Origin of the sequence: Pseudomonas cyclaminis, assembly GCF_015163715.1 — a bacterium.
Classification (GTDB): domain Bacteria; phylum Pseudomonadota; class Gammaproteobacteria; order Pseudomonadales; family Pseudomonadaceae; genus Aquipseudomonas; species Aquipseudomonas cyclaminis.
The window spans coordinates 14,732-40,369 of the sequence record NZ_JADDUM010000100.1 but is presented as its reverse complement, the minus strand read 5'-3'; the positions used below and the strand labels follow the sequence as shown (position 1 = coordinate 40,369).

18 protein-coding genes, 1 rRNA gene and 1 pseudogene are annotated in these 25,638 nt (G+C 62.2%); 6 read left to right on the top strand and 14 right to left on the bottom strand.

The annotated features are described in order from the left end of the window. Positions 1-150: 150 nt before the first annotated feature. Together rrf and mrdA are read left to right on the top strand one after the other, a co-directional pair. Positions 151-266 (top strand): 5S ribosomal RNA (gene rrf / locus IQK56_RS14150). 269 nt (positions 267-535) lie between these two features. Continuing rightward, on the top strand, positions 536-2,428 hold the full coding sequence (gene mrdA / locus IQK56_RS14145; protein ID WP_150677247.1) for a penicillin-binding protein 2: 1,893 nt from the start codon (positions 536-538) through the stop codon (positions 2,426-2,428). Position 2,429: 1 nt separating this feature from the next. On the opposite strand, the gene IQK56_RS14140 is transcribed toward mrdA, so the two are convergent. Beyond that, positions 2,430-2,831 carry a GFA family protein gene (locus tag IQK56_RS14140; protein ID WP_122305288.1) on the bottom strand — a complete coding sequence of 134 codons (402 nt, stop codon included), beginning with the start codon at positions 2,829-2,831 and terminating at the stop codon, positions 2,430-2,432. A 99-nt stretch (positions 2,832-2,930) separates the two neighbouring features. Here IQK56_RS14140 and IQK56_RS14135 point away from each other — a divergent pair, with 99 nt between their 5' ends. The 4 genes from IQK56_RS14135 to IQK56_RS14120 all read left to right on the top strand — a co-directional run bounded on the left by IQK56_RS14135 (position 2,931) and on the right by IQK56_RS14120 (position 7,286). After that, positions 2,931-3,398, top strand: coding sequence for an SRPBCC family protein (locus IQK56_RS14135; protein WP_193863833.1), 468 nt, complete (start codon positions 2,931-2,933; stop codon positions 3,396-3,398). 115 nt (positions 3,399-3,513) lie between these two features. After that, positions 3,514-5,871, top strand: coding sequence for a DNA polymerase II (locus IQK56_RS14130; protein WP_193863834.1), 2,358 nt, complete (start codon positions 3,514-3,516; stop codon positions 5,869-5,871). Positions 5,872-5,913: 42 nt separating this feature from the next. Next, the gene (locus IQK56_RS14125; RefSeq protein ID WP_193863835.1) at positions 5,914-6,546 is read left to right on the top strand and encodes a glutathione S-transferase N-terminal domain-containing protein; all 633 of its coding nucleotides are present in this window, start codon (positions 5,914-5,916) and stop codon (positions 6,544-6,546) included. A gap of 164 nt (positions 6,547-6,710) precedes the next feature. Continuing rightward, a complete protein-coding gene (locus IQK56_RS14120) occupies positions 6,711-7,286 on the top strand; it encodes a DUF4174 domain-containing protein (RefSeq protein ID WP_112194421.1) in 576 nt (191 codons plus the stop codon). Between the two features lie 40 nt (positions 7,287-7,326). Here IQK56_RS14120 and IQK56_RS14115 read toward each other — a convergent pair whose 3' ends face one another. The 13 genes and pseudogenes from IQK56_RS14115 to IQK56_RS14055 all read right to left on the bottom strand — a co-directional run bounded on the left by IQK56_RS14115 (position 7,327) and on the right by IQK56_RS14055 (position 25,607). After that, positions 7,327-8,370 carry an acyltransferase family protein gene (locus IQK56_RS14115; RefSeq protein ID WP_193863836.1) on the bottom strand — a complete coding sequence of 348 codons (1,044 nt, stop codon included), beginning with the start codon at positions 8,368-8,370 and terminating at the stop codon, positions 7,327-7,329. Positions 8,371-8,392: 22 nt separating this feature from the next. Further along, the gene (murJ, locus tag IQK56_RS14110; RefSeq protein WP_193863837.1) at positions 8,393-9,802 is read right to left on the bottom strand and encodes a murein biosynthesis integral membrane protein MurJ; all 1,410 of its coding nucleotides are present in this window, start codon (positions 9,800-9,802) and stop codon (positions 8,393-8,395) included. Further along, entirely contained in the window at positions 9,802-11,238 is a 1,437-nt protein-coding gene (locus IQK56_RS14105) for an O-antigen ligase family protein (protein ID WP_150761809.1), read from the bottom strand. The genes murJ and IQK56_RS14105 overlap by 1 nt, the downstream gene beginning before the upstream one ends. Next, positions 11,235-12,338 carry a glycosyltransferase family 4 protein gene (locus tag IQK56_RS14100; RefSeq protein WP_193863838.1) on the bottom strand — a complete coding sequence of 368 codons (1,104 nt, stop codon included), beginning with the start codon at positions 12,336-12,338 and terminating at the stop codon, positions 11,235-11,237. The genes IQK56_RS14105 and IQK56_RS14100 overlap by 4 nt, the downstream gene beginning before the upstream one ends. Beyond that, positions 12,329-13,547 (bottom strand): annotated as a pseudogene (locus IQK56_RS14095) (glycosyltransferase family 4 protein). Before IQK56_RS14095 ends, IQK56_RS14100 begins: the two are co-directional and overlap by 10 nt. Positions 13,548-13,555: 8 nt before the next feature. Next, positions 13,556-14,884, bottom strand: coding sequence for a GH39 family glycosyl hydrolase (locus tag IQK56_RS14090; protein WP_193901737.1), 1,329 nt, complete (start codon positions 14,882-14,884; stop codon positions 13,556-13,558). Next, positions 14,874-16,064 carry a glycosyltransferase gene (locus IQK56_RS14085; protein ID WP_193864328.1) on the bottom strand — a complete coding sequence of 397 codons (1,191 nt, stop codon included), beginning with the start codon at positions 16,062-16,064 and terminating at the stop codon, positions 14,874-14,876. The genes IQK56_RS14090 and IQK56_RS14085 overlap by 11 nt, the downstream gene beginning before the upstream one ends. Further along, positions 16,064-18,055 carry a GumC family protein gene (locus IQK56_RS14080; RefSeq protein WP_150761805.1) on the bottom strand — a complete coding sequence of 664 codons (1,992 nt, stop codon included), beginning with the start codon at positions 18,053-18,055 and terminating at the stop codon, positions 16,064-16,066. The genes IQK56_RS14085 and IQK56_RS14080 overlap by 1 nt, the downstream gene beginning before the upstream one ends. 14 nt (positions 18,056-18,069) lie before the next feature. After that, positions 18,070-18,846 (bottom strand): polysaccharide biosynthesis/export family protein, encoded by a 777-nt coding sequence (locus IQK56_RS14075; protein WP_122305299.1) that lies wholly within the window; start codon positions 18,844-18,846, stop codon positions 18,070-18,072. 29 nt (positions 18,847-18,875) lie between these two features. Beyond that, on the bottom strand, positions 18,876-19,787 hold the full coding sequence (locus IQK56_RS14070; RefSeq protein WP_122305300.1) for a glycosyltransferase family 2 protein: 912 nt from the start codon (positions 19,785-19,787) through the stop codon (positions 18,876-18,878). A gap of 1 nt (position 19,788) precedes the next feature. Then, on the bottom strand, positions 19,789-21,249 hold the full coding sequence (locus IQK56_RS14065; RefSeq protein ID WP_150761804.1) for a mannose-1-phosphate guanylyltransferase/mannose-6-phosphate isomerase: 1,461 nt from the start codon (positions 21,247-21,249) through the stop codon (positions 19,789-19,791). Beyond that, entirely contained in the window at positions 21,249-22,688 is a 1,440-nt protein-coding gene (locus tag IQK56_RS14060; protein ID WP_122305302.1) for an undecaprenyl-phosphate glucose phosphotransferase, read from the bottom strand. Before IQK56_RS14060 ends, IQK56_RS14065 begins: the two co-directional genes overlap by 1 nt. A gap of 432 nt (positions 22,689-23,120) precedes the next feature. Next, on the bottom strand, positions 23,121-25,607 hold the full coding sequence (locus tag IQK56_RS14055; RefSeq protein WP_193862493.1) for a TonB-dependent siderophore receptor: 2,487 nt from the start codon (positions 25,605-25,607) through the stop codon (positions 23,121-23,123). Positions 25,608-25,638 lie beyond the last annotated feature (31 nt).

Here is a 25,638-nt window from a genome sequence, read left to right as displayed (position 1 = left end):
TAACACCCAAGCAATTTGCGCCGAAAGGCCAGATTGCGGTGTGTGAAGACGCAATGAACCGAAAGTTCGACGTTCACAAAACACCGAAAGCTGTCACATACCCAATTTGCTGAAGCGAGGCCATCAGGCCGCGACTCAGTACCCGAATTTCTTGACGACCATAGAGCATTGGAACCACCTGATCCCATCCCGAACTCAGTAGTGAAACGATGCATCGCCGATGGTAGTGTGGGGTTTCCCCATGTGAGAGTAGGTCATCGTCAAGATTAAATTCCAGAACCCCTGTTTGCTAACGCAAACAGGGGTTTTGTTTTGGGCGCTCGGAAAGAAGATCCCTCCGAAGCGGCTCTCGAATATCTTCCGGAGCGGCAGGTGTCCACCGTGGCCATCAATCTGCAAACCCTCCTACAAGTACCGTTGAGGAATTCAATGCAAAGTGTTTCTGCATTTTTGGTATGGTGCAGCACATTTTCCCAAGGATTGATCTTTCATCGCAGGATGCGGCGTCGACCTTCTTCAACGAGATGCTGTAGCAATGCCTGAACCTATAACGATTAAAGATCACGAAAAAGAGAACCGCCTGGTCAACAAACGCCTGCTCGCCTGTGCGCTGCTGGTGATTGGCATTACATGCGCCTTGGTGGGGCGTATGTATTTCCTGCAAGTCGTGCAGTTCGACTATCACTCCACCATCTCTGAAAACAACCGTGTTCATGTGCTGCCCATCACGCCGACGCGTGGGCTAATCTACGACCGCAACGGCGTGGTACTCGCCGACAACCGCCCCAGTTACAACCTGACCATCACCCGCGAGCGCACCGCCGACCTCAAGGGCGAATTGGACGACATCGTCAACCTTCTGCACCTGCCTGCCGAAGACCGTGGACTGTTCGACAAAGCCCTGAAGCAGGCACGCCATCCTTTTGTCCCGGTGACATTGTTTTACGAGTTGACCGAAGAACAGATCGCATTGCTGGCAGTGAATGAGTTCCGCCTGCCAGGGGTCGACGTAGAGCCGCAGTTCGTCCGTCACTATCCGCTAGGCGCGCACTTCGCTCACTCCATTGGCTATGTGGGGCGCATCAACGAGAAAGAATCCAAGGCCCTCGACTCGGTGGAGTACCGCGGCACGCAATCCATCGGCAAGACCGGTATTGAGCGATTCTACGAGTCCGAGTTGCACGGTCATGTCGGCTATGAAGAAGTTGAGACCAACGCCCAGGGCCGTGTGCTGCGAGTGCTCAAGCACACCGATCCGATCCCCGGAAAAAGTATTGTCCTGAGTCTCGACGTTAAACTCCAGGAAGCGGCAGAGGAGGCCCTCGGCGATCGCCGTGGTTCGGTGGTTGCCCTGGACCCGCAAACCGGCGAAGTCCTGGCCATGGTCAGCAAGCCGAGTTTCGACCCGAACCTGTTCGTCACCGGCATCAGCTTCAAGGAATATGCTGCACTGCACGACTCCATCGACCGACCGCTGTTCAACCGCGTCCTTAGAGGCCTGTATGCACCGGGCTCGACCATCAAGCCAGAAGTGGCCATCGCCGGTCTGGACAGCGGCGTAGTCACCGCTCAAACCCGTGTGTTCGACCCCGGTTACTACCAACTGCCCGACTTCGACCATAAATACCGTAACTGGAACCACAGCGGCGACGGATGGGTGGACATGGACGCAGCCATCATGCGTTCCAACGACACCTACTTTTACGATCTGGCCCACAAGCTTGGCATCGACCGCCTGCACGACTACCTGGCAGAGTTCGGCCTGGGTCAGAAGGTCTCCCTGGATATGTTCGAAGAGTCAGCTGGCCTGATGCCATCCCAGGCCTGGAAACGTGCAACCCGCCGCCAGCCTTGGTTCCCGGGCGAAACCGTGATCCTCGGCATCGGCCAGGGCTACATGCAGGTCACGCCGCTGCAACTGGCCCAGGCCACTGCGCTGATCGCCAACAAAGGTGTATGGAACCGACCGCACCTGGCCAAGACGATCAATGGCGTACCGCCTGTTGACGAAAACCCCATGCCGAACGTTGTGCTCAAAGACCCGCGTGACTGGGAGCAGGTCAACCACGGCATGCAATTGGTGATGCACGATCCGCGCGGTATTGCCCGGGCTGCTGCGCAAGGTGCGCAATACCGCATCGCCGGCAAGAGCGGCACCGCCCAGGTAGTCGCGATCAAGCAGGGCGAACGCTACAACCGCGAGAAAACCCTGGAACGCCACCGTGATAACGCTTTGTTTGTCGGCTTTGCTCCTGCGGAACATCCGAAAATCGTGATTTCGGTGATGATCGAAAACGGCGAGGCCGGTGGTCGCGTCGCGGGGCCGGTAGTGCGGCAGATCATGGATGCTTGGTTGCTGGACCAGGAAGGACACTTGAAGCCGCAATATGCTACGCCGGCCAAGGCGCCGGGCGATCCGCGCGTCTAGGTCATACCTTCCACTCGTCCCAGTGCTCCACGTCCTCATAGGCAAGCCAGGGCACTTCATGGCTCACCCAGATGTGCGAGGTAGGACTGACGCCCGGATCATCATCCAGCGTCGCCACTCGCACAATCACATGGGGCTGCTGCCTGCGTTCCGCCATCAGGTGTGAGCCGCAGCACTTACAGAAATGTCTGAATTTACCCGGTGACGATTGGAAGGCCACGAGCAGTTCCTCTCCCTGCGTCCAGCGAAAATGCTCGCGCATCACCCCGGCCGTGGCGACGAACGCCGCCGCGTGTATTTTGCGGCAACTTATACAGTGGCAGTGGCTGATGGGCATATCCAATGTGTCCACCTGATAGCGCACACCTTTGCAGAAGCAACTTCCATTCAATGGTTCAGTCATAACGTATTGCCGGGTTCAAGGAGGGGGTCATCATCATTGCTTACAACCTCAGGTTGCGCATTGTTTGATGTCGCCTACTGTCAATGGAGGAGGTGACTTATGCACGTATTAGATCGCATCGAGCGAAAGGTCCTGCTCAACGCTTCACGCAAACAGGTCTGGGAAGCGCTGACCAATGCCGAGCAATTCGGTAATTGGTTCGGCGTCGCCCTTAAGGACAAAGTCTTCGTGGCCGGAGAAACCCTTGAGGCCCCGATTACCTACCCAGGCTACGAGCACGTTCTCTGGAAAGCCAAAATCGAACGCATCCTGCCACAGACGTTGTTCTCCTTCTGGTGGCATCCGTTTGCGGTGGAGAAGGGCGTCGATTATGACAAGGAAACGCCCACCCTGGTTGAGTTCACCATTGAAGATCGCGCGCCGGGCATCCTGCTGCGGGTAGTCGAATCCGGCTTCGACGCAGTGCCCCAAGCCCGCCGCCAGAAGGCCTTCAAGATGAACTCTCGTGGCTGGGACGAGCAAATGGGTAATATCGAAGACTTTCTGAACAGAGCCCGTCGGGCGTGACTCAAACGGGCATCTTTGCTGATGCCCGAGCTTACCGCTTTCAGCTTTCATGGGGGCGTTTGCCACGATGCCGCGTAGAATCAACGCCTGAAAGCGATTCCTGAGGTGCGGTACGGTGGATTTACAGCAGGGTTTTGTCCTGACCCGGCATTGGCGCGATACCCCGGCGGGCACGGAGGTGAGCTTCTGGCTGGCCACCGACCAAGGGCCAAGGTTTATCCGCCTGCCCGTGCAAACCTCGGTGATGTTTATCCCTGAAGCCCACCGCAAGCCACTCGATTGGCTGCTCAAGGGCGAGCGCGATATCGAGTTGCGCCCGCTGCAGTTGTGCGATTTCCACCACCGTCCGGTGCTGGGCCTGTATACCCGCCAGCACCGCCAACTGATGGATGTGGAAAAACGCCTGCGCGCTGCCGGCGTCGATGTCTACGAAGCCGATGTACGCCCGCCTGAGCGCTACATGATGGAACGCTTTATCACTGCCCCCGTCTGGTTCGGTGGCACGCCCGACGCCACGGGCGCTCTGTGCGACGCGCAGATGAAACCCGCGCCCGATTACCGCCCTCCGCTCAAACTGGTGTCCCTGGACATCGAGACCACAGCCCAGGGCGACCTGTATTCCATCGCCCTCGAAGGCTGCGGTGAGCGCCAGGTCTACATGCTCGGCCCGCCGAACAAAACCGATTCAGTGGACTTCAAGCTCGACTACTGCGACACCCGCGCCCAATTGCTCGAACGCCTCAACCAATGGCTCGCCACCCACGACCCTGACGCGATCATCGGCTGGAACGTGGTGCAGTTCGACCTGCGCGTGCTCCACGAGCATGCCCAACGCCTCAAGGTGCCGCTCATGCTCGGGCGTGGCGACGAACCCATGGCCTGGCGCGAGCACGGCAGCCGCAATCATTACTTCGCGGCAGCGGCGGGGCGCCTGATCATCGACGGTATCGAAGCCCTGCGATCGGCCACCTGGAGCTTCGAATCCTTCAGCCTGGAGAACGTCGCGCAAACCCTGCTGGGCGAAGGCAAGGACATCTCCACGCCCTACCAGCGCATGGACGAAATCAACCGCATGTTTGCCGAGGACAAGCCCGCCCTGGCGCGCTACAACCTCAAGGACTGCGAACTGGTCACGCGGATTTTCGAGAAGACCGAACTGCTCAAGTTCCTGCTCGAACGGGCCAGCGTCACCGGGCTGCCGGCCGACCGCAATGGCGGATCGGTCGCTGCATTCACCCACCTGTACATGCCGCTGATGCACCGCCAGGGTTTCGTCGCGCCCAACTTGGGGGACAAACCACCCCAGGCCAGCCCCGGCGGGTTTGTCATGGACTCGCGTCCCGGCCTCTACGAGTCGGTGCTGGTACTCGATTACAAAAGCCTCTACCCGTCGATCATCCGCAGCTTTCTGATCGACCCCGTGGGTCTGATCGAGGGCCTCAAATACCCGGACGACAGCGAATCAGTGGAAGGCTTTCGCGGTGCGCGTTTTTCCCGCACGCGTCATTGCCTGCCGTCCATCGTCGCCCGTGTCTCCGAGGGCCGCGAAGTGGCCAAGCGTGAACACAATGCGCCGCTGTCCCAAGCCCTGAAAATCATCATGAACGCGTTCTACGGCGTGCTCGGTTCCAGTGGTTGCCGCTTTTTCGATACCCGGCTGGCCTCGTCGATCACAATGCGCGGCCACCAGATCATGCGCCAGACCCGCGAGCTGGTTGAGGCTCAAGGCTACGAGGTGATCTACGGCGACACCGACTCCACCTTCGTCTGGCTCGGCAAGGCCCACTCCCAGGAGGATGCCAGCCGGATCGGCCAGGCGCTGGTGCAGCACGTCAATGCGTGGTGGCGCGAGCATCTGCACAGTGCATTCGGACTGCAAAGCGCCCTGGAACTGCAATACGAAACCCACTTCACGCGCTTTCTCATGCCGACCATTCGCGGTGCGGAGGAGGGCAGCAAAAAACGCTACGCCGGCTTGGTCACCCGCGCCGATGGCCGCGAAGACATGGTCTACAAAGGCCTGGAAACCGTGCGCAGCGACTGGTCGCCCCTGGCCCGGCAATTCCAGCAGGAACTCTACCAGCGCATCTTCCACCGCCTGCCCCATCAGGACTACATCCGCGATTATGTGCGCCGTACCCTGAGCGGCGAATTCGACGAGCTGCTGATCTACCGCAAGCGCCTGCGCCGCCGGTTGGATGACTACGAACGCAACGTGCCGCCCCACGTGCGCGCAGCGCGCCTGGCCGATGACTACAACGACCGCCTCGGGCGCCCGCGCCAGTACCAGCGTGGCGGTTGGATCAGCTACGTGATCAGCGTCAACGGCCCTGAGCCGCTGGAAGTGCGCCAAGCCCCCATCGACTACGATCACTACGTCACCCGGCAGTTGCAGCCGGTGGCGGATGCGATTCTGCCGTTTGTGAATGACGATTTCAGCACCTTGGTCGGCGGACAAATGGGGCTGTTCTGACCTTTAATCACGGTGCACCCCCAGCGATAGGAGAAAACGCCCATGTACACGCTCTACGGCACTGACGAATCCGGCTCCTGCATGATCGAGATTGCCTTGCAACGTTGCGCGGTGCCGTGGCACCGAGTGGACGCCAGCTCGTGGCAGGAGAGCGAGGGCAGCGATGCCCTGGCGCGCATCAACCCGCTCAAGCAGATCCCTACGTTGGTCACGCCCGATGGCCAGGTGCTGACCGAAAGTGCGGCGATCCTGATCCACCTGGGCCTTGAGTTTCCCGACTCACAGCTGCTGGGCGGCGACCGTGCGCAAGTCATCAGGGGCCTGGTGTACATCGCCGCCAATTGCTATTCGGCGATCGGCATCATCGACTACCCGCAACGCTGGCTGGGCAATGCCAATGAAGCGGCCCAGGTGCAGCTGGCAACCGGGACTCGTCGCTATCTGCACCAGGCCTGGGTGGTGTTCGCCGATCAGTTCGAACACCAGCTGTTTGCCCCGAACGGTGAGCCGAATGCACTGGCCATCATGGCCGCGGCGGTGTCGCGCTGGGACGACGCACGTGAGGCGTTGAGCGGCTTGGCCCCCGGTTTTGCCCAGACGCTGGCGCAGGTGGATGCCGACCCTGTCGTGGCCCCTGTGTTTGCGCGGCATTGGCCGGACTGGAAGGTCTCCTAATGTTTCCGCAATCAACGGAAACAATCATGCATGTTCGCGGCAAACCCTTGCGTAGCGGGCGTCCTGACCTACGCTTTCTTAAAGCGGTGTAGGAATCATCCTTGAATTTGACTGTCGCAGACATGAAACTCAAGAACCCTGCATGGAATTCAAAGGAGGTGCGCATGCTCATCCGGTCGCTGACCCTGGCTACCTTGATGGCTTTTACGGGGCCGCTGTTGGCTGCTGATGATATCAACCCGCTCAAACAGGATCTGGGCAAGGCCCGGCCGCTTGTGGTGGTGGAGCTTGATTCAGGCAACTCCACGCTGGCGACCCTCAAGAAACAACTGGACGAACCTGCCACCAAGCAGTCCTTTGAAGAGCGCGCCATGGTGTTCTACACCGTGAAGTTCGGCAGCATCGGCGCCGAAGGCGAGAAGTTCGCCAAGGACCCCAAGGACAACAAAAAGCTCACGCCGCCCGAAACCAACGCACTGATCCGTGCGCTCAAACTGGGCGCAGGCAGTGGCACCAAGGTCATCCTGATTGGCAAGGACGGCGAGAAGAAAGTCGAGAAAACCGTGCCTCCGGATACCCTCGACCTGAAGGAGTTCTTCAGCACCATCGACCAGATGCCCATGGCGGAGAAAGAAGCCGCTGCCGCCGCAGAACCCGAACCGGCCCCACCTGCGCCAGCCAAGGGCGCCAAACCGGCCAAACCGGGCAGCAAGCCAGCCCCGCAACAACTGGACGATTGAAACACAGGCCTATGTGGGCGCTGCTCGCTCCCACATAGGTTCAGCGGCGCTGTCCAGGCGCCTTGCGCACCGGAAACGGAAAGTAGAAAAACCGCAGGAACGCTACCCGCTTGATCACTTCCCCGATCAACAACGGCGCCACCACCGCCACCACCAGCCCCACGCTCGCCGCCAAGAACGGATGCAGGCCCAGGCGCTCCATCAGGTCGAAGGTTTTGTGCTGGATTTCGCCGTGGAAGATCAGCAGGATCAACGTGGACTGGCCGATATAGGTCATCGCCCGCGTCAGCCACTCCGACACCATGATCACCCGCGCCAACGCCCAGCACAGGTACACGCCAATCACCGCCAGCAGGCTGGTCCACAGCCAATGGTCGTAGCGCCGTTGCGCCAGGTCCATGGTATCGCCTCGATAGAGGAACACCGCAGCGAACAACCCGATGGAAACCAGCAGGGTCAGCAAGGAGCCCTCATGCGTGCGCAGCCAGTCGCGCAGCAAGTAGCCGTAGACGAAACACGCGCTGCTGATCAGGGTGATATCCAGGCTGAACGGCAACCCTGGCAACACCCACGGGTGGCCGCCGATGGTTACCGGCAATTGCCAGAACCACGGCAGCGTCCAGATGCCAATCAGGAGCGGCACCAGCATCACCAGGCAACTCAGCGCGAGCGGCAGGCGTTGGATCAGGCGCAACAGCAGCCAACTGAACAGAATCGCCACCCAGAAGTGCGGCAAAAACCACAGCGCCTGCCACGGGATGGTGTCCACCGAGGCGTACAGCACGCCGCCGATGTCCGGCAGCAACGGCTGGCCGCGCAACACATCGCGCACGATCACATACAACAGCATGGTGAAGAAAAAAGGCTTGAGCAGGCCGTCGGCCTTACGCACGGCCATTTCCACAAACGGCTGCTCCGGCTTGAAAAACACCCCGGACAGAAAGAAGAACAGCGGCAGCACAAACGACGCCAGGATCGGGTACATCAGCTCCCGGGACGTAGCGACGAACCAGCTGTGGGCATACACGATCACCAGGATGCCGATGCCTTTGGCGATATCCATCTGGATCCAGCGATGTTTCATGGGTGTCTCCCCAGTCGAACCTTCATGCCTTGCGCCATGGCTTGAGCCACAGCCCCATCCCGAGCAACACCGCCGCACCGGCCAGGGTGCTCAACCCCAGTTGCAGCCACACGCCTTCAAGGCGAAACAACACCAGCGCCGCCACGCCCAGGGCCAGCGCATTGAGCAGCCAGTGCCGCGCCCAGGGCAGGGCGCCGAGCAGTGCCTGGCGCTGCATCAGCAGCCACCCGGTGCAAATCACGCCCGCCAGCGCAGCCAGTGGAATCCCGGCCAGGCCGAACACAAACGGCAACACGCCGAGCAGCAGCACGTTGACCAGGCTGCCGAGCAATTCGCAACGCAGCGGCTGGCGCGTATCGCCGGCGGCGTAGGCGTAACGCGCAAGCAAGGCGTTCCAGGCGCCGAACACCAACGGCACGGCAAACCACGCCAGCAGCAGCGGCAACGGCGAGTCTGCCGATTGTTGGGGCAACAACAGCGCCACCAGGCTCGGTGCCGCCGCCACCAGCCCGACGCCCGCGGGCAGGGTCAGCACGCTGGCGGTTTCCAGGCCGCGCTTGAGCAGGGCCAGGCGCGCATCGCCCTGGCGCCGGCTCATCATGCCCAGCAGCACCTGGTTGAGGCTCATCAGAGCAATCAGCGGCAGGTTCATCAGCTTGCGGGCCAGGTTGACCCACGTCACCGCGCCTTCGCCGAGCAGCGAGGCCACGAGTCTTTCGATCAACGCCAGGCCCTGGCTGGCGCCGTTGCTGATCAACAAGGGGCCGATACGTTGGCCCAGTTCCCGCAGCGGCGCGTAGCTCAGTTGCCAGCGCCACGGCCGCCAGCCCTGGCGCCACATCGACGGCAGCAACGCCAGTGGCATCAGCAGGCTGCCGGCGAGGCACGCCAGGGCCAGTGAGTGAGGTTGGGTCGCGGTGCCCGCGAGGGCGAGGTACGTCACAGGTGGCAGGTTGAACAACAACGAGCCCAACCCGGCCAGCACAAAACGTTCGCTGGCCTGCAACGGAATGCTGAACAACGCATGCAGCATCAAGCCTGGTACGCACCAGGCGACGACCTGCAGGTTGCTGCCGGCCATCGCCGTTGCAGTGTCGGCCAGGCCCGGCCCGAGCACTTGCACCAGCCACGGCGCCAACAACGTCAGCAGCAGGCTGGTGACCAAGGCGATCAGCATCAAGGCCGGAAACAACACCGCCAGCCAGTCCAGCCGTTCGCCGTCCTTGCGCGCCAGGTACAACGGCAACGCCGCCGCACTGAGCACGCCGCCGGCCAATGACATGCGCAGCGCTTCAGGCAGGAACAGCGCAATCAGGAACGCATCGCTGCGCTCTCCGGCGCCCCAGGCCGCCACCAGCAACCATTCACGCGCAAACCCCAGGCACAGGCCCAACAACGTCGCCAGGGTCAGCCATGCGGCGGAGCCGAGCATCAGGGCTGTGCGCCGTTGAGCAGCGGCTTGCGATAGACCACCGTTTTGACCTGCGGCAGGCGCGCCGGAAACAAGCGCCGCGCTTCCAGTACGTTGATGCCCACCATCAGCCAGAACAACGCCACCATCACCACCGCAAAACTGAAGTAGTGGTCAAACAAGCCGCTGACCAGCGCCGCCAGAATCCCCGCCGTGGTGCCCAGCCACAGGGCGTTGTCCTTGGTCAGGCGGATCGGGCCTTTCTCCGGGCGGGCTTCACGCCACCAGCGCACGGTCACTGCCACAAACAGCAGCATGCCGACGAGGCCGATCTTGTAGATGTAGTTCAGCCACAGGTTGGAGATGCCCAGCAGATGGGTGCCCGGCACCGGCGGATCGACCTTGAAGCCGATGCCCAGCGGGTACGCCGCCACGGCTTGAGGAAACATGCGGTACTCGTCAAAACGCACTTCGGTACTGGCGTTGTCCGAGGAAAAAATCGTCGCCAGACGATCCTGCAACGGCGGATACGCCATCACCAGTGCCACCGTCAGCGCCGCGCCGATCATCAACAGGCGGCCGGTGTACGGCACGCGCCGCGTGGCCAACCACATCAGCACCAGCGCCAGGCTGACCATCGCGCCACGGCTGCTGGCCAACAGCAGCGCGGCTGCTCCCAAGCAGGCCACGCCCAGGCCCAGTGCGCGCTTCCAGCCTTGCTCGGTCATGCCGAAACAGAAGGCTAATGGCAGCAGCAACGCCATGATCCCGCCGATGGCATTCGGGTGGGTCCACGGCGAGCCCATACGCGAAGACATGGCCTCCAGACCAAATTTGAGCGTGTCGAAATTGGCGTAGTTGAACAGCCCCAGGATGGGCGCGATCCCGGCCCCTGAGCGCGTACTTACAAACACCGCGATGGACAGCACCAGCATCGCCAGGGTGCCGAGCAACAGGGCGATCACCAGGGATTCGCGGCGCTTGTGGTCCACCAGCAATCTGGCGGCGAGAAACACCCCCGACAGGTTCAGCAACCAGCGCAGCCAGTTGGCCAGGCCACTGCTGCTGTCGGCCTGGGTGATGACCTGCCCGACGATGAAGGGGAACACGCTGAACAGCATCAACCACAGCAGCATCTGATCGGTGGGGCGTCGGGTCAGGCTGGGCGCCTGCGGCAGGCGCGAGAGGAAGCTGTGCCACAGGATCGCGCCCCAGGTCAGGGCCAGAATCGCCTCGCTCACCGTGGTACGAATGCCCAGGTTGACCGTCGAGTACGGCATGAACGTCGCCACGGCGGCAAACAACAACAGGCCCCAGAATGGAAAGCGCAGGATGGTCACCGCCGCCGCCAGGCCGGCCACGGCGACAAACGCCTTGGCCGGTGACAGCAGCAGGGCCAGGGCGCCAAACAGCAGGCCGAAGAGGATCGCGACGAGGCTTGCCAGATTGTCTCTCACGTCAGTTCCTCGATCAGTTCGGCCAGGCGCCGACGGTAGGCGTGGTGGTTGAAGCGCTGCGCCCATTGGCGCCGTTGCTCGGGGGATTCTTCGTCGGCCCGCTCACTCAGACCGACCATCAAGTGCACCAGCGCCGGGCCATCGGTGGGCGAAAAGCGCGGGGCCGAGGGCGGGGTGATTTCATCCAGCGACGTGCCGCCGGCCACCGCTACGGGGGTGCCGACGCTCAGCGCTTCAATCACCGGCAGGCCAAACCCTTCGGCATAGGAGGGTTGCCACAGGCGCGAGGCCTGGCGGTACAGCGCGTGCAACTCTGCGTCCGACACACCGCTCAAGGCGCGAATGCCCGGCAGTGTGCGCTGGGCTTCGGGCAAATGATCGAGGCTGCCTACCAGGACCAGCTCCGGCACGAAGGGTGATTGGCTGCGTGCTTGCTGCCAGGCGTCCACCAGAAACGGCACGTTCTTGCGCAGCTCACGGGTGCCCACCAGCAACCAATAGCGCGCAGGTAACTGGCGTGCGCTGAGGTCGGCGGCCAGCTCGGAGAACCCATCGACCTGGTTGGGCAGTACGCGAATCTTGCCCGCCGCCTTGGGAAACAGCCGCACGGTTTCATCGGCGCTGTACTGCGACGGCGTCCATACGCGGTCGGCGCTGTGCACCGCATAGGCAATCGACAGGCGATCGCTGGTCTTGTAGATCAACGCCTTCAGGCGGTTGGCGTGGTAGTTGTTCAGGGTGATCTGAAACAGATCATGCAACAGCACGACGGTGCGCAAACCCGGCGGTTTGGGTGGCAGCGGCAGGCCCATATTGAAGGTGCTGATGTACAGATCGATATGCTGCTCGCGCAAGGCCCGCGGCAGGAAACCCGCCTCGAAACGCAGGCGATTCTGCGGCTGGTGCATGGCCGTCCTGGCGCAGCCCCAGGGCGGACAATGGGCCCACAACCGGGTTTCATCGCCCAAAGGCGCCACGGTAAAGCGCTCGACCTCGGTGCCCGGCAAGGTATGCAGCGCACTTTCCAGCGCATACACCTGGCGGCTGATGCCCGATTGCGGCGAGGTGCCGACGGTGCGGTAATCCAGGCCTACACGCATGCCGGCTCCTTTTGGTTTTGCGGCACGAGGCTGGCGTAGACGTGCTCCAACTGGCTGGCGGCGACGCTCCAGTCGTGGGCGCGACGCACATAGGCGCGGCCCCGATTCCCCCATGGGGGCGGCGGCGCCAGGAAACTGCAGCAGGCGCACCACCGCATCGGCCAGCTCGGTGGCGCTTTGTCCGCCGAGGTAGTCCAGGCCTTCCACCAGGTCCAGCCCGGACACGCCTTGCTCGGTGCTCGCCAGCGGCAGGCCGGCGGCCAGGGCTTCGAGCACCTTGAGTTTCGAACCGCCGCCGTGGCGCAACGGCGCCAGAAATACCGAACAGCTCGATTGCAGATTCAGCAGGTTGGGCACAAAGCCTTGCCATTCGATGCGCGGGTCTTTCCAGCGCTCGCGCCAACTGTCCGGCATGCCGAAACCGCACACGCTCATGCGTGCGTCCGGGCAGCGCGCCCAGACCTTGGGCAGGATTTCTTCCAGCGCCCACTCGATGGCGTCCACGTTCGGCGCGTATTCATAGTTGCCGAGGAACAGCACACGGCGGGTCGACGGGTCGGGGTGGGCGGCGGCGAAGTGATCGCAGTCCACGCCATTGACCACCACGGGCACCGGTTTGCCGGCTATTTTTTCCAGGGTCTTCGCGTCGCTGTCGGTGACGGCCACCACCTGTGCGGCCTGGCGCATCACCCGGCGTTCCCAGCGCGCATAGCGCCATTGATCGTAGTGAATGAAGGGCAGCGCCCAACGCGGCAAACGGTCGTAAGTGGCCGCGCCGAGGGCCGACTCCACATTATGTTCGGTCAGCACAAACGGCTGGGATTTGCGCGCCAGGGCACCTTCGTAAGGCTGGAAGCTGTAGCTGTGCTCAATCTGCACCACGTCCCACGGCTCACCCAGCAACCAATTGAAGGTGTCCTGCAACTCGCCCGACAAGCCATTCACGCTGGCCAGCAGCGGGTAGGGCGCCAACAGCCCGGCTACCAGGGTCTTGAAGCTGCGCAGCGGGCGGCGCGGCAGGATGATCAACTGTTCGACAAACGCTTCCAGCACCTGGCGGTCGGTGAGCGACACCGGGTGCTTGTCATGCAGCAGCAAGGTGATCCGGTGCCCACGCGCCGCCAGGCTGCGCAGCAGATGGAACTGGCGCGTCTTGCCGCCACTGGTGGCGGGCCAGGGCGAGTAGGGCAGGATCCATAGAATGCGCATGGCAGGCCTCACTCCCATAACAGAATTTGCAGGTTCGGCTTGACCGTGACGGTCAGCCCGTTGGTGCCGCTCACCGGGGTTTGCGTGCCACGCAGCGGGTCATACAGGGTGGCGCTGGCCAAGCCGGGCAAGTGTGCGTTGCCGCCCTCGGCCGACCAGAAAAACCACAGCTTGCGCCCGTCGGTGCGGGTCCAGCCGATGCTGAACAGGCCGTCGGGCAACTGGTCGGCGCTGGGCGGATCGCCGGGGGTGAGCGTTGGCCCGCTGACGTCGAGGAAGTTTTTCAGCGCGGTATAGACCGGCTTGGGGTTGGCGTCGATGTCCAGCAAACCGTAGGACTGATCACGCACGCTGGCGCGCTGGTCCAGATCGCTCAAGGTGAACAGGAAGATCTTGTCGTAATCCAGCGCGCTCATCAGCGCCAGGCGACGCACCACGTAATCGGCCTGGGCCTGTGGGGTGATGATGTCCTGGGCGTCCTTGGGGCCGGTGTAGGTCGACCAGCCCCACTCGGTGCTCCACAGGGTCTGCACGCCGCCGTTGCGCAGCGCCTGGTTGAGCGCGCTGGTCTTGACGATAAAGTCCAGGTTGGCCGGGTCGTTGCCTTCGGGCAATTGGGTGTAGGGGTGGTAGGAGATGACGGTGTTCAGGCTGGCCACGCCGAGTGCGCCGAGGGCGTCGAACATGGTCTGGCCGTTGGGCATTTCGCTGAAGAACGCCATGCCGGCAGCGACCACCGGTTTGCTCGGGCTCACTGCCCGTAACGCCGCGGCGGTAGCGGTCAGCAATGTGGCGTAACCAGCCGGGTCGGCCACCGGGCGCCAGAAGCCCAGCAGGTTCGGTTCATTCCACACTTGCCAGGCGTCGACGCTGGGGTAGCGCTGGGCCAGCAATGCCATGCGGTTGGCGAATACATTCGGGTCTTTCGGCGGGTACTGGTCCTGATACGGCGCACCCACCGGAGCGGTCGTGGCGAACGGCGCCGAACCGACCAGGTAGAACACCGACTTGAGTTGGTTGTCCTGCAGCTTGCCCACCAGTTGATCCAGGGTTGCCACTTGGTACTGGGCTTGGACGGGTTCCAACTGATCCCAATGCAGGTCCAGGCGCACCCACTCCAAACCCAGCGCCTTGAGACGGTCGATCTGTTTTTGGTAACGCTCGGGGCTGAACCACAGGAACTGCGCGTTCACCCCCAGGAAATCCTTCCACACCACCTCTTTGTTGCCCTTGAGCACATGGTTTTCGGCGTCCGCCTGACGCCCCCACAAAAACGCAGTCAGGCCCAGGGCGGCGACCACGGCCAAGGTGGCCAAGTAGGTGCGTTTACGTGCCATGGCGGGTGCCCTCGATGGCCTGTTCAAACAGTGTCTTGAATTTCTGCGCGGTCAACGGCCACAAGCGCTCGCGGCCAATTTCGCCGGCGCGCTCGGCCCAGTCCCGCGCCAGCATGGGTGTGCGCGCCATGCGCAGCAGTTGCTCGCTGAGTGCGGCCACGTCGCCTTCAGGGTAGATGGCGCCGTTGCCGCTGGCGACTTCTTCGGCAAATGCACGGGCATCCGAGGTAATCGCACCACGACCGCACGCCGCTGCCCAGGACAACGCGCCGCTGGTGCCGCGTTGGCGCCCGAGCAGGCCGAGTTTTTTCGATTCACGATACGGCAGCACCATCACATGGTGCGCCTGGATAGTCTGGGCGATCTCGTCGGCCGGCAGGTTCAGTCGCCAGTCGATGGCGTCCGTCAGGCTGAGGTCGGCGATCTGGCTGTTCAGCTGTTCCAGGTAATTGCCGCCTGCGCCGAACGCCATTTCGGCAGCGGTACCACCGGCCAGGGTCAGGCGCACACGATTACGCCATTCGGGGGCTTGTTTGAACACAGCAGCCAGGGCCTGCAACAGGTCCTCGATGCCTTTGCCCCGGTAGATAAAACCGAAGTACAGCAGGTGCAACGTGTCCAGCGGCGGCAGCGGCACGGGTGGGATGGCCAGGTTGGCGTGGTTGATCACCGCCACTTTGCCCGCCGGCAATTGCATGCGCTGGCTCAGGCATTCGGCGCCCAGGCGGGTGAGGGTGATCAGCCGTGTCAGGCCTTTAGCGACCTGGCGCTCTTCACGCAGGGTCAGCGGGTCGGCCAGCACCACCGCCGCCTGGGGCAGCGGGCTGGGCAAGCGTTCCAGCAGGTTCAACGGAAACGGCAACTGCTCGCGCCGCCATACGATCCGTTCCGGGTCATGCACGGTGGCGGTCAAGGGCAAGGCCGGGTGGGCCTTGCGCAGTTCACGCAGGGCCAGAAACTCCCCCAGGCGCCCGCCGCCCAACTCAGCGTGGACCAGGTCAACGCGCTGCCAATCAAACCCACCGATAGCCTGCTTGATCGCCTCGCTATTGCCCGCCACGCCGGTCAACGGCGTCAGTACCGTCACACCCAGGTGTTCCAAGGCCGTGCGGAAATGGTTCGCATAGTCGGCGATCCCGTTTTTTTCCGGCGGCAATGGGGCGAGCAGGGCGATGCGCATCAGAACACCCTCTGGTACTTGGCGATGGTCTTGAGCACCTTGGCCGGCACTTCGAACTTACGCCGGTTGATGATGATGCCGTCCACCTTGCCGAACGCCGTATTGAGGATCGACAGCGCGTGCTCGACCACGGGCACCGTGCTGGTATTCGCTTCCACCACCAAGGCGATCAGGTCGGCGCGGCGCAGGTTGATAAACGCATCGCGGTTATCCAGCAGCGCGGATGCGTCCAGCAGCACCACTTCGCCCGGCTGGGCGGGTTCAATCCCGCCGACACGCACGGTGATGCCGTTTTCCTCAAGCAAGCGACGCAGGTGTTCCACCACAAACGTCACCCCTTCGCCATGGCGCGCCGAGGTCAGCCCCAGTGTCATGCCGTGCTCGGCAATCCGCTCCAACTGCAGCAAGCCGTACAGGCGGTAGATGCTCGCATTGAACGCGTTGGTGCCTTGGGCGGTGCTGGTGTCCAGCTCCGGCAGGGTGGTCCACAGCGGCAGGCCGAACTTGCGTTCCACCAAACCGCCGTCGTGGATGCGCTGGTCGAGCAGGTAGCACAGGTAGATCACCAACAGGCCGACGACGATGGCAAACGGAATCGCCAACAGCAGCATCATCAGGGTTTTCGGGAAGATGCGGCCGGGGTTCAGGGTGGCCTCTTCAATCACCGCGATGTTGCTGATCTGGCTGTTATCCAGCTCACGGTCGATGCGCGATTTTTCCAGGTTGTCCACGTACAGCGCGTAGTTGCGTTCGGCGGTGCTCAGCTCGCGGCCCAGGCGGGTCAACTCCGGTTCAATCTCCAGGGCTTGCTTGCGTTGGTCTTCCAGTTTGGTCAGTTGCTGTTGCTGCTGGACCAGTTGGGTACGCAGCGCCAGGTTGTTGCTCGTTTCATCCAGCAGCACCCGCTGCAAGTGGATTTCCAGGGTGTTGGGCGCACGGTTCTCCGAGCTCTGCACGGTGTTGCTTTCGCTGGCGACGTGCGCCTGCATCGCGCGGATCGACGCATCCAGGGCTTTGACCGGCGGCGCGTTATCCGTGTAGGTGCGCAGCATGTCGGCCTTTTCCAGCAGCTTCTGGTTGAGCAGGCGACGCAGGTCCTGCTGCTGCGGGTTGAGTGCGATCTGGCGCACCGTGGTCACTTCCTTGGGCTGCGTCTTGAGCTGGATGCGGGTGCTCCCGATGGCGCTGTCGGAAGACGCGATCAGGCGCGAGGTATTGAACGTCTCGCCGCGCAACACATTGATGCGCTCGGACAAATCTTCCAGGCGATCAGTGATGCTGGCTGCGCCGATCTCATTGAGGTGCTTGAGAATCTGCTCCTTGAGGCTCTTGATCTCGGTGGCGCTGGTGGACACCTGGCCTTCATAGAAGACATACAGGCTCTTGCGCCCCAGTGCCTGGGTGCGTTCGTTGATGTAGGTCTCGACCCAATCCTTGACCACCGCCTGGGCGATTTGCGGGTCACCCCAGGTGAAGCTGATGTCCATCACCGTGGAGCCCGCGGCGTGGCTCACTTCAAAGTTCTTTTCCAGGCCGGCGGCCAGACGTTCCACCGGGGTGGTTTTTTCAATCACGCCGACGCTTTCCAGCACCACGCGAAAACCATCGGACACCGCCCCCAGGCCCTCCTTGACGTAGTGCTTGGTGCGCTTCCAGAAGCCCTCCGGCGGCGGCGCATTGTTGATCACTTCCAGGTAGTGCTCGGCCACTGCACGCACGATGGGGCGCCCGGTCAAAAGGCGCTCCTCGTCGACAATCGGGTCGCGCTGGGTGCTGGGCATTACCAGAGCCTGGCGGTTACTGATCTCAATGGGCAGGGTCGAATCGCGCCCCGGTTTCACCAGCAGTCGAGCGGTGGATTCGTACTTGGCCGGCAGCAGGAAAGCCCCCAGCAGTATGATCACCAACGCGGCAATGGCGGCCAGTTTGAACTCGTGCCGGAAGATGAAGAACAGGCGTAGCAGATCACGAAAAGAACGGATCTCGATCATGGGATGTCGCTCCTTTAGTTAGTGCCGCCGCTGGTGCGCGTGTAGTTGTAGCCAACCCCAATGGACTTGGTGAACGGGATCAGTTGGTTCATGTAGGTATCGACTCCCTGGATGCGCTCGCCCACGTTGGATTTGGGCACGAACACCACATCACCGCGTTGCAGGTGCACCGGTTTGCGCCCGTTGGGGCCGGTCCTGAGCAGTTGGCTGAAGTCCAGGAAATAGGCGCGATAGGCGCCTTGGGCGTCTTCGCGCAGCAGCGCAACCATGCTGGCGTTGCCCGCCGGGCTCACCCCGCCGGCACCGACAATCGCCTGTTCCAAGGTGTTGGCCGTGGCGATCTGCACCGCCGTCGGGTTATTCACCGCGCCGCCGACAATCACCGTGTTGCCAGGCGCCTGGTTGATGTTCACCGTCACTCGTGGCTCGCGGTACGTCTGCGCGAGCTTGCCGGTCAGCTCCGTCGCCAGCTCCGAGGGCTGGCGCCCGGCAACCTGGATCGGCCCCAGGAACGGGTAGTTGATCTTGCCGTCGGTCTGCACGGTGTACAGCGTCAACTCGTAGATCGTGCTGACGTTGAACGCCGACAGCGTCGGCATCTCGCCGGCATCCCGCACGATGCGCAACTGGTCGCCGATACGGATGCGTTCCACCGCCGGCGGCAGCTGGGCCAGTTGTTCGAGGGCGCGCTTGCCTTCCTCGACGGTCTGGCTGTCGGGCGGCACGATGCGCGCTGGAGTATTGCAGGCGGCCAGAGCCATCATGGCCACGACGAGCAGGGTTCGTTTCATCAAGGGGGACTTCCTGTGGGTCATGATGCTCACCTCCAATAACCGGGAAACATGCTGATGCGCCGCTTGAGGGCGAGAGGCAGGCGACGCTCAAGATGGCCCAGGCGATAACCGAGCAATTTGAACGCACTGCGTACCAGCACCTCCGGCACGCGGTGCAAGGCGCCGGCTTTGCGCAAGGCCGCGAGTTCGGCCAGTACATAGCGTTTGCCTTCGCCACCCGCGTCGCCAAAGGCCTGTTTGATCCACGGCTCGCGGCCATAGAACACGCCGATATCGAAGTAGCGATGAAATTCGTCCATGAGTTTGTAATCGTGTGAGTGATGCACCAGCGCCGTGGCGGCGTAGCGCACCTTGTAGCCGTCGAGCAGCATGCGCGCAGCGACGTAGGCGTCTTCGCTGCCGATCACGTCGACGGGGAAACCTCCCACCGCGTGCAATGCACTGCGCCGGTACACGGAAAACGAGTCGGAGCTGAAGCAGGTCTTGATCCCCAGCGTGGGCGCGTCGGCCAGGCTTTTGCTGCGGCTGTGCTCGGGGTAGTTGAAGTGCCGCGATTGCGCGCCCAGCACCCCCGCGTCGGGGTGGGGCAGTTGCCGTCCATAGGCGACGCCGTTGAGCGGGTCCTGCTGCAACTCGTCGAGCAGGTTGGCGAAGGTCTCGGGCGTGGCGGGAATGGCGTCCTGGGTCATCACGATCAACGCATCGCCACCCACCTGCTCGCTGGCCCAGCGGCGGGTGCCGCCGTGGTTGAAGTCACGGGCATCGATCACTTCGACCCGAGCACCGAACTCGCGAAAACGCGCCACGGTGTCATCGCTGGAGGCGCTGTCCACCACCAGCATCTCGTCCGGTTGCAGGGTTTGCATCTTCAGCGCCGGCAGCAGGCGTGCCAGGTGGCTGGAGGCGTTACGGGTCGGGATGATCAGGGACGTGCGCATATCATTTTTTCACGTCGGCGGGCGCACGGCCGTAGATGTCGTCGAAGCGCACGATGTCGTCTTCGCCCAAGTACTCGCCGCTCTGCACCTCGATCATCACCAGGTCGATGATGCCGGGGTTGGTCAGCCGGTGTTTGTGCCCGGCCGGGATGTAGGTGGACTCGTTGGCGTTGATCAGGAATTCCCGTTCGCCGTTGGTGATCTGCGCCGCGCCGCTGACCACCACCCAGTGCTCGCTGCGGTGGTGGTGCATCTGCAATGACAGCGATGCCTGGGGCTTGACCACGATGCGCTTGATCTTGAAGCGGCTGCTTTCCTCCAGCACGGTGTAGGTGCCCCACGGCCGGGTGACGGTGCGGTGCAGGCTGTACGCCGGATGGTTCTGGCGCTTTAGCTCGGCGACGATGTAGCGCACATCCTGGCTGCGGTGGGCATCGGCGATCAGCAGCGCGTCGGGGGTGTCGACGATGATCAGGTCGCGCACGCCCACGGCGCCCAATACACGCTTGGGTGAGTCGATGTAGCAGTTGTGCACGTCATGCAAAATCGCTTCGCCATTGACCTGGTTGCCATGGGCGTCGCTGGGGGTGAGCTGGCGCAGGGCTTCCCACGAGCCGATATCGCTCCAGCCAATGTCACAGGGCACCACGGCCACTTGGTTGGACTTTTCCATCAGTGCTACATCAATGGAAATGTCCGGCGCGCTGCCAAAGGCATCGGCGTCCAGCTCACGCTGGCGCGAGGTTTTGTTTTGCAGGCTCTGGCTGTGCTCCAGCGCAGCGCGGGCGGCGTCCAGCACGTCCGGGGCATGGGCGGCCAGTTCGTCCACCAGGGTGCAGGCCTTGAAGCAGAACATGCCGGCATTCCACAGGTGCTTGCCGCCGTCGAGGTAGCCTTGGGCGGTAGCCAGGTCGGGTTTCTCGACGAAGCGTTTGACCCGGTTGCCATGGCGCAGTTTTTCGCCTTGTTCGATGTAGCCGAAGCCGGTTTCCGGATGGTCGGGCTGGATGCCGAAGGTCACCAGGTAGCCGGCTTCGGCGAGATCCCGGGCCTGGGTCACGGCGTCGGCGAACGCGACTTCATTGAGAATCAGGTGGTCGGCAGGCATCACCAGCAATTGCGCATCGCCGCCGAAGTGTTCCTGCACATGCAACGCTGCCACCGCGATGGCCGCCGCCGTGTTGCGGCCGAACGGTTCCAGCAGCAAATCCAAGGGCAGGCGGGCGTGGTTGACCGACCGATAGTCATCGAGGGTGCGAAACAGCAGGTCGCGGTTGGTCACCGTCAGTACGCTTTCCACCCCAGGCAGTTTGGCGGCGCGCTGGAAGGTTTTTTGCAGCAGGCTCTGGCCGTCACGCATGCGCATGAAGGGTTTGGGCATGTTCTGCCGCGACACCGGCCACAGCCGGGTGCCCGAACCACCGGAAACGATGCAGGGAATCAATCCGTTGAGGGTATTCATCAATAGACTTCCTTGGTGGAAAGGACGGCGGGGACCGTCATGAAGACGATGTACAGGTCAAACCACACCGACCATTTGGAGATGTATTCCAGGTCGTACTCGACACGTTTCTGGATTTTGAACAGGGTGTCGGTCTCACCTCGGTAGCCATTGATCTGCGCCCAGCCGGTGATGCCGGGCTTCACGCGGTGGCGCGAGCTGTACTCACTCACTGCCACTTCAAACGGCACACCGGCGGCCTTGGTCGCGGTGGCATGGGGGCGCGGGCCGACCATCGACATGTTGCCCAGCAGCACGTTGAACAACTGCGGCAGCTCGTCGATGCTGGTCTTGCGGATGATGCGGCCCACGCGGGTGATACGTGGGTCCTGGCGGGTGGTCTGGCGTTCGGCGGTGAAATCGCTCTGGTCGGTGTACATCGAGCGGAACTTGAACACGCGGATTTCGTTGTCGTTGTAGCCGTAGCGGTTCTGGCGGAACAGCACCGGACCCTTGGAGTCGAGCTTGATCGCAATTGCCGTGGCCACCATCACCGGCGACAGACAAACCAGTGCCAGGCTGGCGAGGAAGCAATCCTCCAGGCGCTTGATCACCGGCGACCAGCCACGCAGCGGCAGTTGCGAGGTGTTGAACATCAGGATGCCGCCGACGTCGGTGATTTTGCTGTGGCCGTAGCGCAGGGCCGCCATGTCGGGCACGAGCATCACGTTCACCGACAACTGGCGCAGGCGGTTGACCAGCCCGTGGATGCGCTGCTCGGCGGCCCACGGCAGGCAGATCATCACTTGGTTGACCTGTTCGGCGCGGATCAGTTTTTCCAGGTCGCGGGTGTTGCCCAACAAGGGCAGGTTGCTCAATTCCTTGGGAATGCGTTCGGTGCGATCGTCGATAAAACCGACCAGCCCGGAACGGATATCGCCATTGCGTTGCAAGTGGTCGGCGACGTGCACGGCGGTGTCGGTAAACCCGAGGATCACCGTGCGTTGCAGGAATTTGCCCTTGCGCATCAAGTTGCGGTAGAGGCGCAGCATCAGCAGGCGTTCGAGGCAGAACAGGAACAGGCTGGCGACGTACCACGCGGCCAGGTTGCGCGGCGTCAACTGCGGGAAAAACTGCAGGATCTGGTACATGAACAGCAGGATGCAAAATGCCGCGGACCACGCCTTGACCTTGGTTTTCAGGCGCAGCCGGTTACTGAACAATTCTTCGGAATAGATGCCCAGAGCCTGGAACAGAATGATCGTCAGGACCGCGAAAAATACCAGCAGGCCGAGGAAATGACTACGTAGCTCCGGGTCCATCGGGTCGATGAAAATCACCAGGACCAACGGGGGCAGAATGGCGCTCAGGCCATGTATGAATTTGACGAAAACAACAAAGAACTCAACAAAACCGGCACGCGTTAAAAACAGACTGTCGACGGACGACTTTTCTCGCATAAAACATCCCTCATTGCACTCCAGACGCAGGTGTTCGGTTGATGTGTTCAATAAAGCGGCAGGCTGCTTTAAAGGCACTTCGAACTACGACTACGCTGGGTAATACGCAACTATTCATTCAAAAATATATATTCATTTGAATTGGTTTCGCGGGTGTCGTGACTAAAGGAGTGTTCCCTTTTCAGCGCTAGTCAACGGATTGACGATGGTGCGGAGGTGGCATGCTAGACAGGTTTATCAGTCTATTTTTCGGCATTTTATTGACATTCCTTGTCCAGTCACTCGGTGGAGGGGGTGTGTTTTTGAGTGTAGGAACAAATATGGGATTTTTCCTGCTTAACGGTAAAACCTTTTTATAAGCGCGGTGGGAAAGGGGGACAAAGAGAGGAGGCAGGGCGCACTAAGTGCCCTGCCACCGGGGCTTTCGCGGGATTAGAAGTTGCCTTTCAAACTCACCGTAAAATTACGCGGTTCGCCATAAAAGTTGCCCCAGGAGGCGGTGCCCACGGTGTTGTAGTAGGTTTTATCAAACAGGTTGTTGCCATTGAGCGCCACCGTCCAGGTGTCATCGACGCGGTACGCCAGGCGTGCGTTCCAGGTGGCGTAACCGGGTTGTTCGAGCTTGATGGTCTGCACGCGATAGTTGCTGCTCTGGGCATTGACCCCTGTGCCGACGCTCCATTTCGACAGCGCGCCGTCGAGCTGGTAGTCGCCCCACAAGCGCAGCATGTGACGGGGCACATAGGTGTTGGACGTGCCACCCTGCTTCGCAACGTCGATGGTGCTCAGGGATTGGGTCTGGGTGTAGGTATAGCCGCCGAACAGTTGCAGGCGTTCGAGCACTTCACCGCTGATTTCGGCCTCCACGCCCTGGGCGCGCACCTTGCCTTTGTCGGTGTAGCAAAAGCCGTCGGCGGAGGTCGCGCATTGGGTGGTGTAGTCGGATTCGGCGCCGTTTTTCTCAATGGCGCGGAACAACGCCAGGGAGCTGTTGAGGCGCCCGTCGAACCATTCGCCCTTGATGCCCAACTCGTAGTTGTCGCCGACCTTCGGCTTGAGGGCCGCGCCGTCAACGGTGGCGTAAGAGCTTTGCGGCTGGAAAATATCCGCATAGCTGGCGTACACCGACAGGTGCTCGTTGAGGTCGTAGATCAGCGCGGCAAACGGCGTGACTTCGCCGGTTTCACGGGTGCGTGCGTCCTGCGTGGCCCATTCGCCCCAGGACAGGTTGTAGGATTGACGACGGTTCTCGTACCAACTGACGCGGCTGCCGACGATCAGCATCAGCGGCTCGGCCAGGCGCAGGCGCAAGGTGGCATAGGTGCCATATTGGGTGGCGGTCTCCTTGACCGTGCCACCCCGGTACATGTTCGGCCAGAAGCTGCTGTTGTCCGGTTCCGGGAAGTGGTGATCGGGTTGGTAGATGCTCTGGCGCTTGGGTAGGTTCTGGATTGCGTACACGTCGTCCTGGGTACCACGGCTGCCGTTGGCACCGAGGATCAACTCATGTTCCAGGCCAAAGGCTTCGAACTTGCCGTCGACGTAGGCGTCGAGGCCGAAGTCCTTGTGGTTGTAGTCCATCAGCGCCGCGTAAGAGTTGGCGGTGGGCGTCGGGTTGTCGTAGGCGATGGTGCCTTCGCTGGCGGCGTACTTGGTGTCTTGCAGGTTGCGGCTGTGCACCGCTGACACCTTGAGTTTCCAGTCATCGTTGAATTGATGGGTCAGGTCGGCGAAGAACGTGGTGCGCCGGCTTTGCCAGTCGTTCCAGGACTGGCCCAGGCACGTGGAGCGGCTGAGGTTGGCGCTTTTGCCATCGGCGTAGCGCGGCAGACCGCCCCAGCACGGGCTGGCGTCGACGTCTTCGTAGCTGGCGCCGACGCCCAGGGTGGTGTCGGGGTTGAGGTCGATGTCCAATGCGCCGTAGAAGGCCTGGTCCTGGCGCTTCTGAATGTCCATGTAGGAACCGCGAGTCTGCTGGCTGATCGCTGCGCGGCCGCGCACGGTGCCGCTGTCATTCAACGGGCCACCGGTGTCGACGTCGGCGCGGTAGTTGTCCCAAGTGCCGGCGGACAACGACAGGCTGGTGGTGGGCTTGGCCTGTGGTCGTTTGCGCACGAAGTTCACCGCGCCGCTGGCGGTGCCGGCGCCCTTGAGCATTCCGGCTGCGCCCTTGAGCACTTCCACCCGGTCGTAGATCGCCATGTTGGCGCTGAAACTGTCGGCTTGTACGTAGTCCTTGCCCATGTCCAGTGGCACGCCGTCGTACTGGTACTGGCCGAGCATCTTGAACCCACGGGAATAGAAATACTTGCCGCCCATGGGCGACTCGTAGGTGGTGATCCCCGGCGTGCGTTCCATCACGTCGTCAATGGTGGTGAGGTTCTGGTCATCCATCAGTTGGCGGGTCAGCACACTGACCGACTGCGGTGTTTCCCGCAGGCTATGTTCACCTTTGCCGATGGTCACGGCGCCGGTGGTGTAGGAACCGGTGCCATCGGTGATGGCCCCCAAGCGTTCGCCGGTGACCATTGTGGCGCCCAGGTTCAGTGCACCGGTTTGGGCCGCCTGCGGCAGGAGTAACCACGTGTTGTTGCCCTGGCGCTGGGCCTCCAGGCCTTGGCCTCGCAGCAACTGGCCGAGGGCCTGTTGCGGATCGAAGCGGCCGCTGAGGCCTGGGCTGGTCTTGCCGGCGACGCTGGTGGCGTCGTACGACAGGCTGACACCGGCCTGACGGGCGAACTGGTCCAGCGTGTTGGCCAGGGAGCCGGCGGCGATCTGCCAGTCGCGGGTCTGGGTATCACTGGCTGGGGTTTCAGCCCTCGCGGCCAGCGGCACGGCGGCGCTGCTCAGGCAGGCGCCGAGCAAAGCGGCCTGCACCGCGCGCTTGAGGGGGGAACGTTGGAAGGGGAACGCTTGCATGACCGCGGGATGCTCCTGAAGGAAGTGAACA

What these genes read in the sequence shown, in the direction of transcription:
- mrdA (WP_150677247.1), top strand. Translation starts at nt 536, where the DNA reads ATGCCTGAACCTATAACGATTAAAGATCACGAAAAAGAGAACCGCCTG.
- IQK56_RS14140 (WP_122305288.1), bottom strand. Translation starts at nt 2,831, where the DNA reads ATGACTGAACCATTGAATGGAAGTTGCTTCTGCAAAGGTGTGCGCTAT.
- IQK56_RS14135 (WP_193863833.1), top strand. Translation starts at nt 2,931, where the DNA reads ATGCACGTATTAGATCGCATCGAGCGAAAGGTCCTGCTCAACGCTTCA.
- IQK56_RS14125 (WP_193863835.1), top strand. Translation starts at nt 5,914, where the DNA reads ATGTACACGCTCTACGGCACTGACGAATCCGGCTCCTGCATGATCGAG.
- IQK56_RS14120 (WP_112194421.1), top strand. Translation starts at nt 6,711, where the DNA reads ATGCTCATCCGGTCGCTGACCCTGGCTACCTTGATGGCTTTTACGGGG.
- IQK56_RS14115 (WP_193863836.1), bottom strand. Translation starts at nt 8,370, where the DNA reads ATGAAACATCGCTGGATCCAGATGGATATCGCCAAAGGCATCGGCATC.
- murJ (WP_193863837.1), bottom strand. Translation starts at nt 9,802, where the DNA reads ATGCTCGGCTCCGCCGCATGGCTGACCCTGGCGACGTTGTTGGGCCTG.
- IQK56_RS14100 (WP_193863838.1), bottom strand. Translation starts at nt 12,338, where the DNA reads ATGCGTGTAGGCCTGGATTACCGCACCGTCGGCACCTCGCCGCAATCG.
- IQK56_RS14090 (WP_193901737.1), bottom strand. Translation starts at nt 14,884, where the DNA reads ATGGCACGTAAACGCACCTACTTGGCCACCTTGGCCGTGGTCGCCGCC.
- IQK56_RS14085 (WP_193864328.1), bottom strand. Translation starts at nt 16,064, where the DNA reads ATGCGCATCGCCCTGCTCGCCCCATTGCCGCCGGAAAAAAACGGGATC.
- IQK56_RS14080 (WP_150761805.1), bottom strand. Translation starts at nt 18,055, where the DNA reads ATGATCGAGATCCGTTCTTTTCGTGATCTGCTACGCCTGTTCTTCATC.
- IQK56_RS14075 (WP_122305299.1), bottom strand. Translation starts at nt 18,846, where the DNA reads ATGAAACGAACCCTGCTCGTCGTGGCCATGATGGCTCTGGCCGCCTGC.
- IQK56_RS14070 (WP_122305300.1), bottom strand. Translation starts at nt 19,787, where the DNA reads ATGCGCACGTCCCTGATCATCCCGACCCGTAACGCCTCCAGCCACCTG.
- IQK56_RS14065 (WP_150761804.1), bottom strand. Translation starts at nt 21,249, where the DNA reads ATGAATACCCTCAACGGATTGATTCCCTGCATCGTTTCCGGTGGTTCG.
- IQK56_RS14060 (WP_122305302.1), bottom strand. Translation starts at nt 22,688, where the DNA reads ATGCGAGAAAAGTCGTCCGTCGACAGTCTGTTTTTAACGCGTGCCGGT.
- IQK56_RS14055 (WP_193862493.1), bottom strand. Translation starts at nt 25,607, where the DNA reads ATGCAAGCGTTCCCCTTCCAACGTTCCCCCCTCAAGCGCGCGGTGCAG.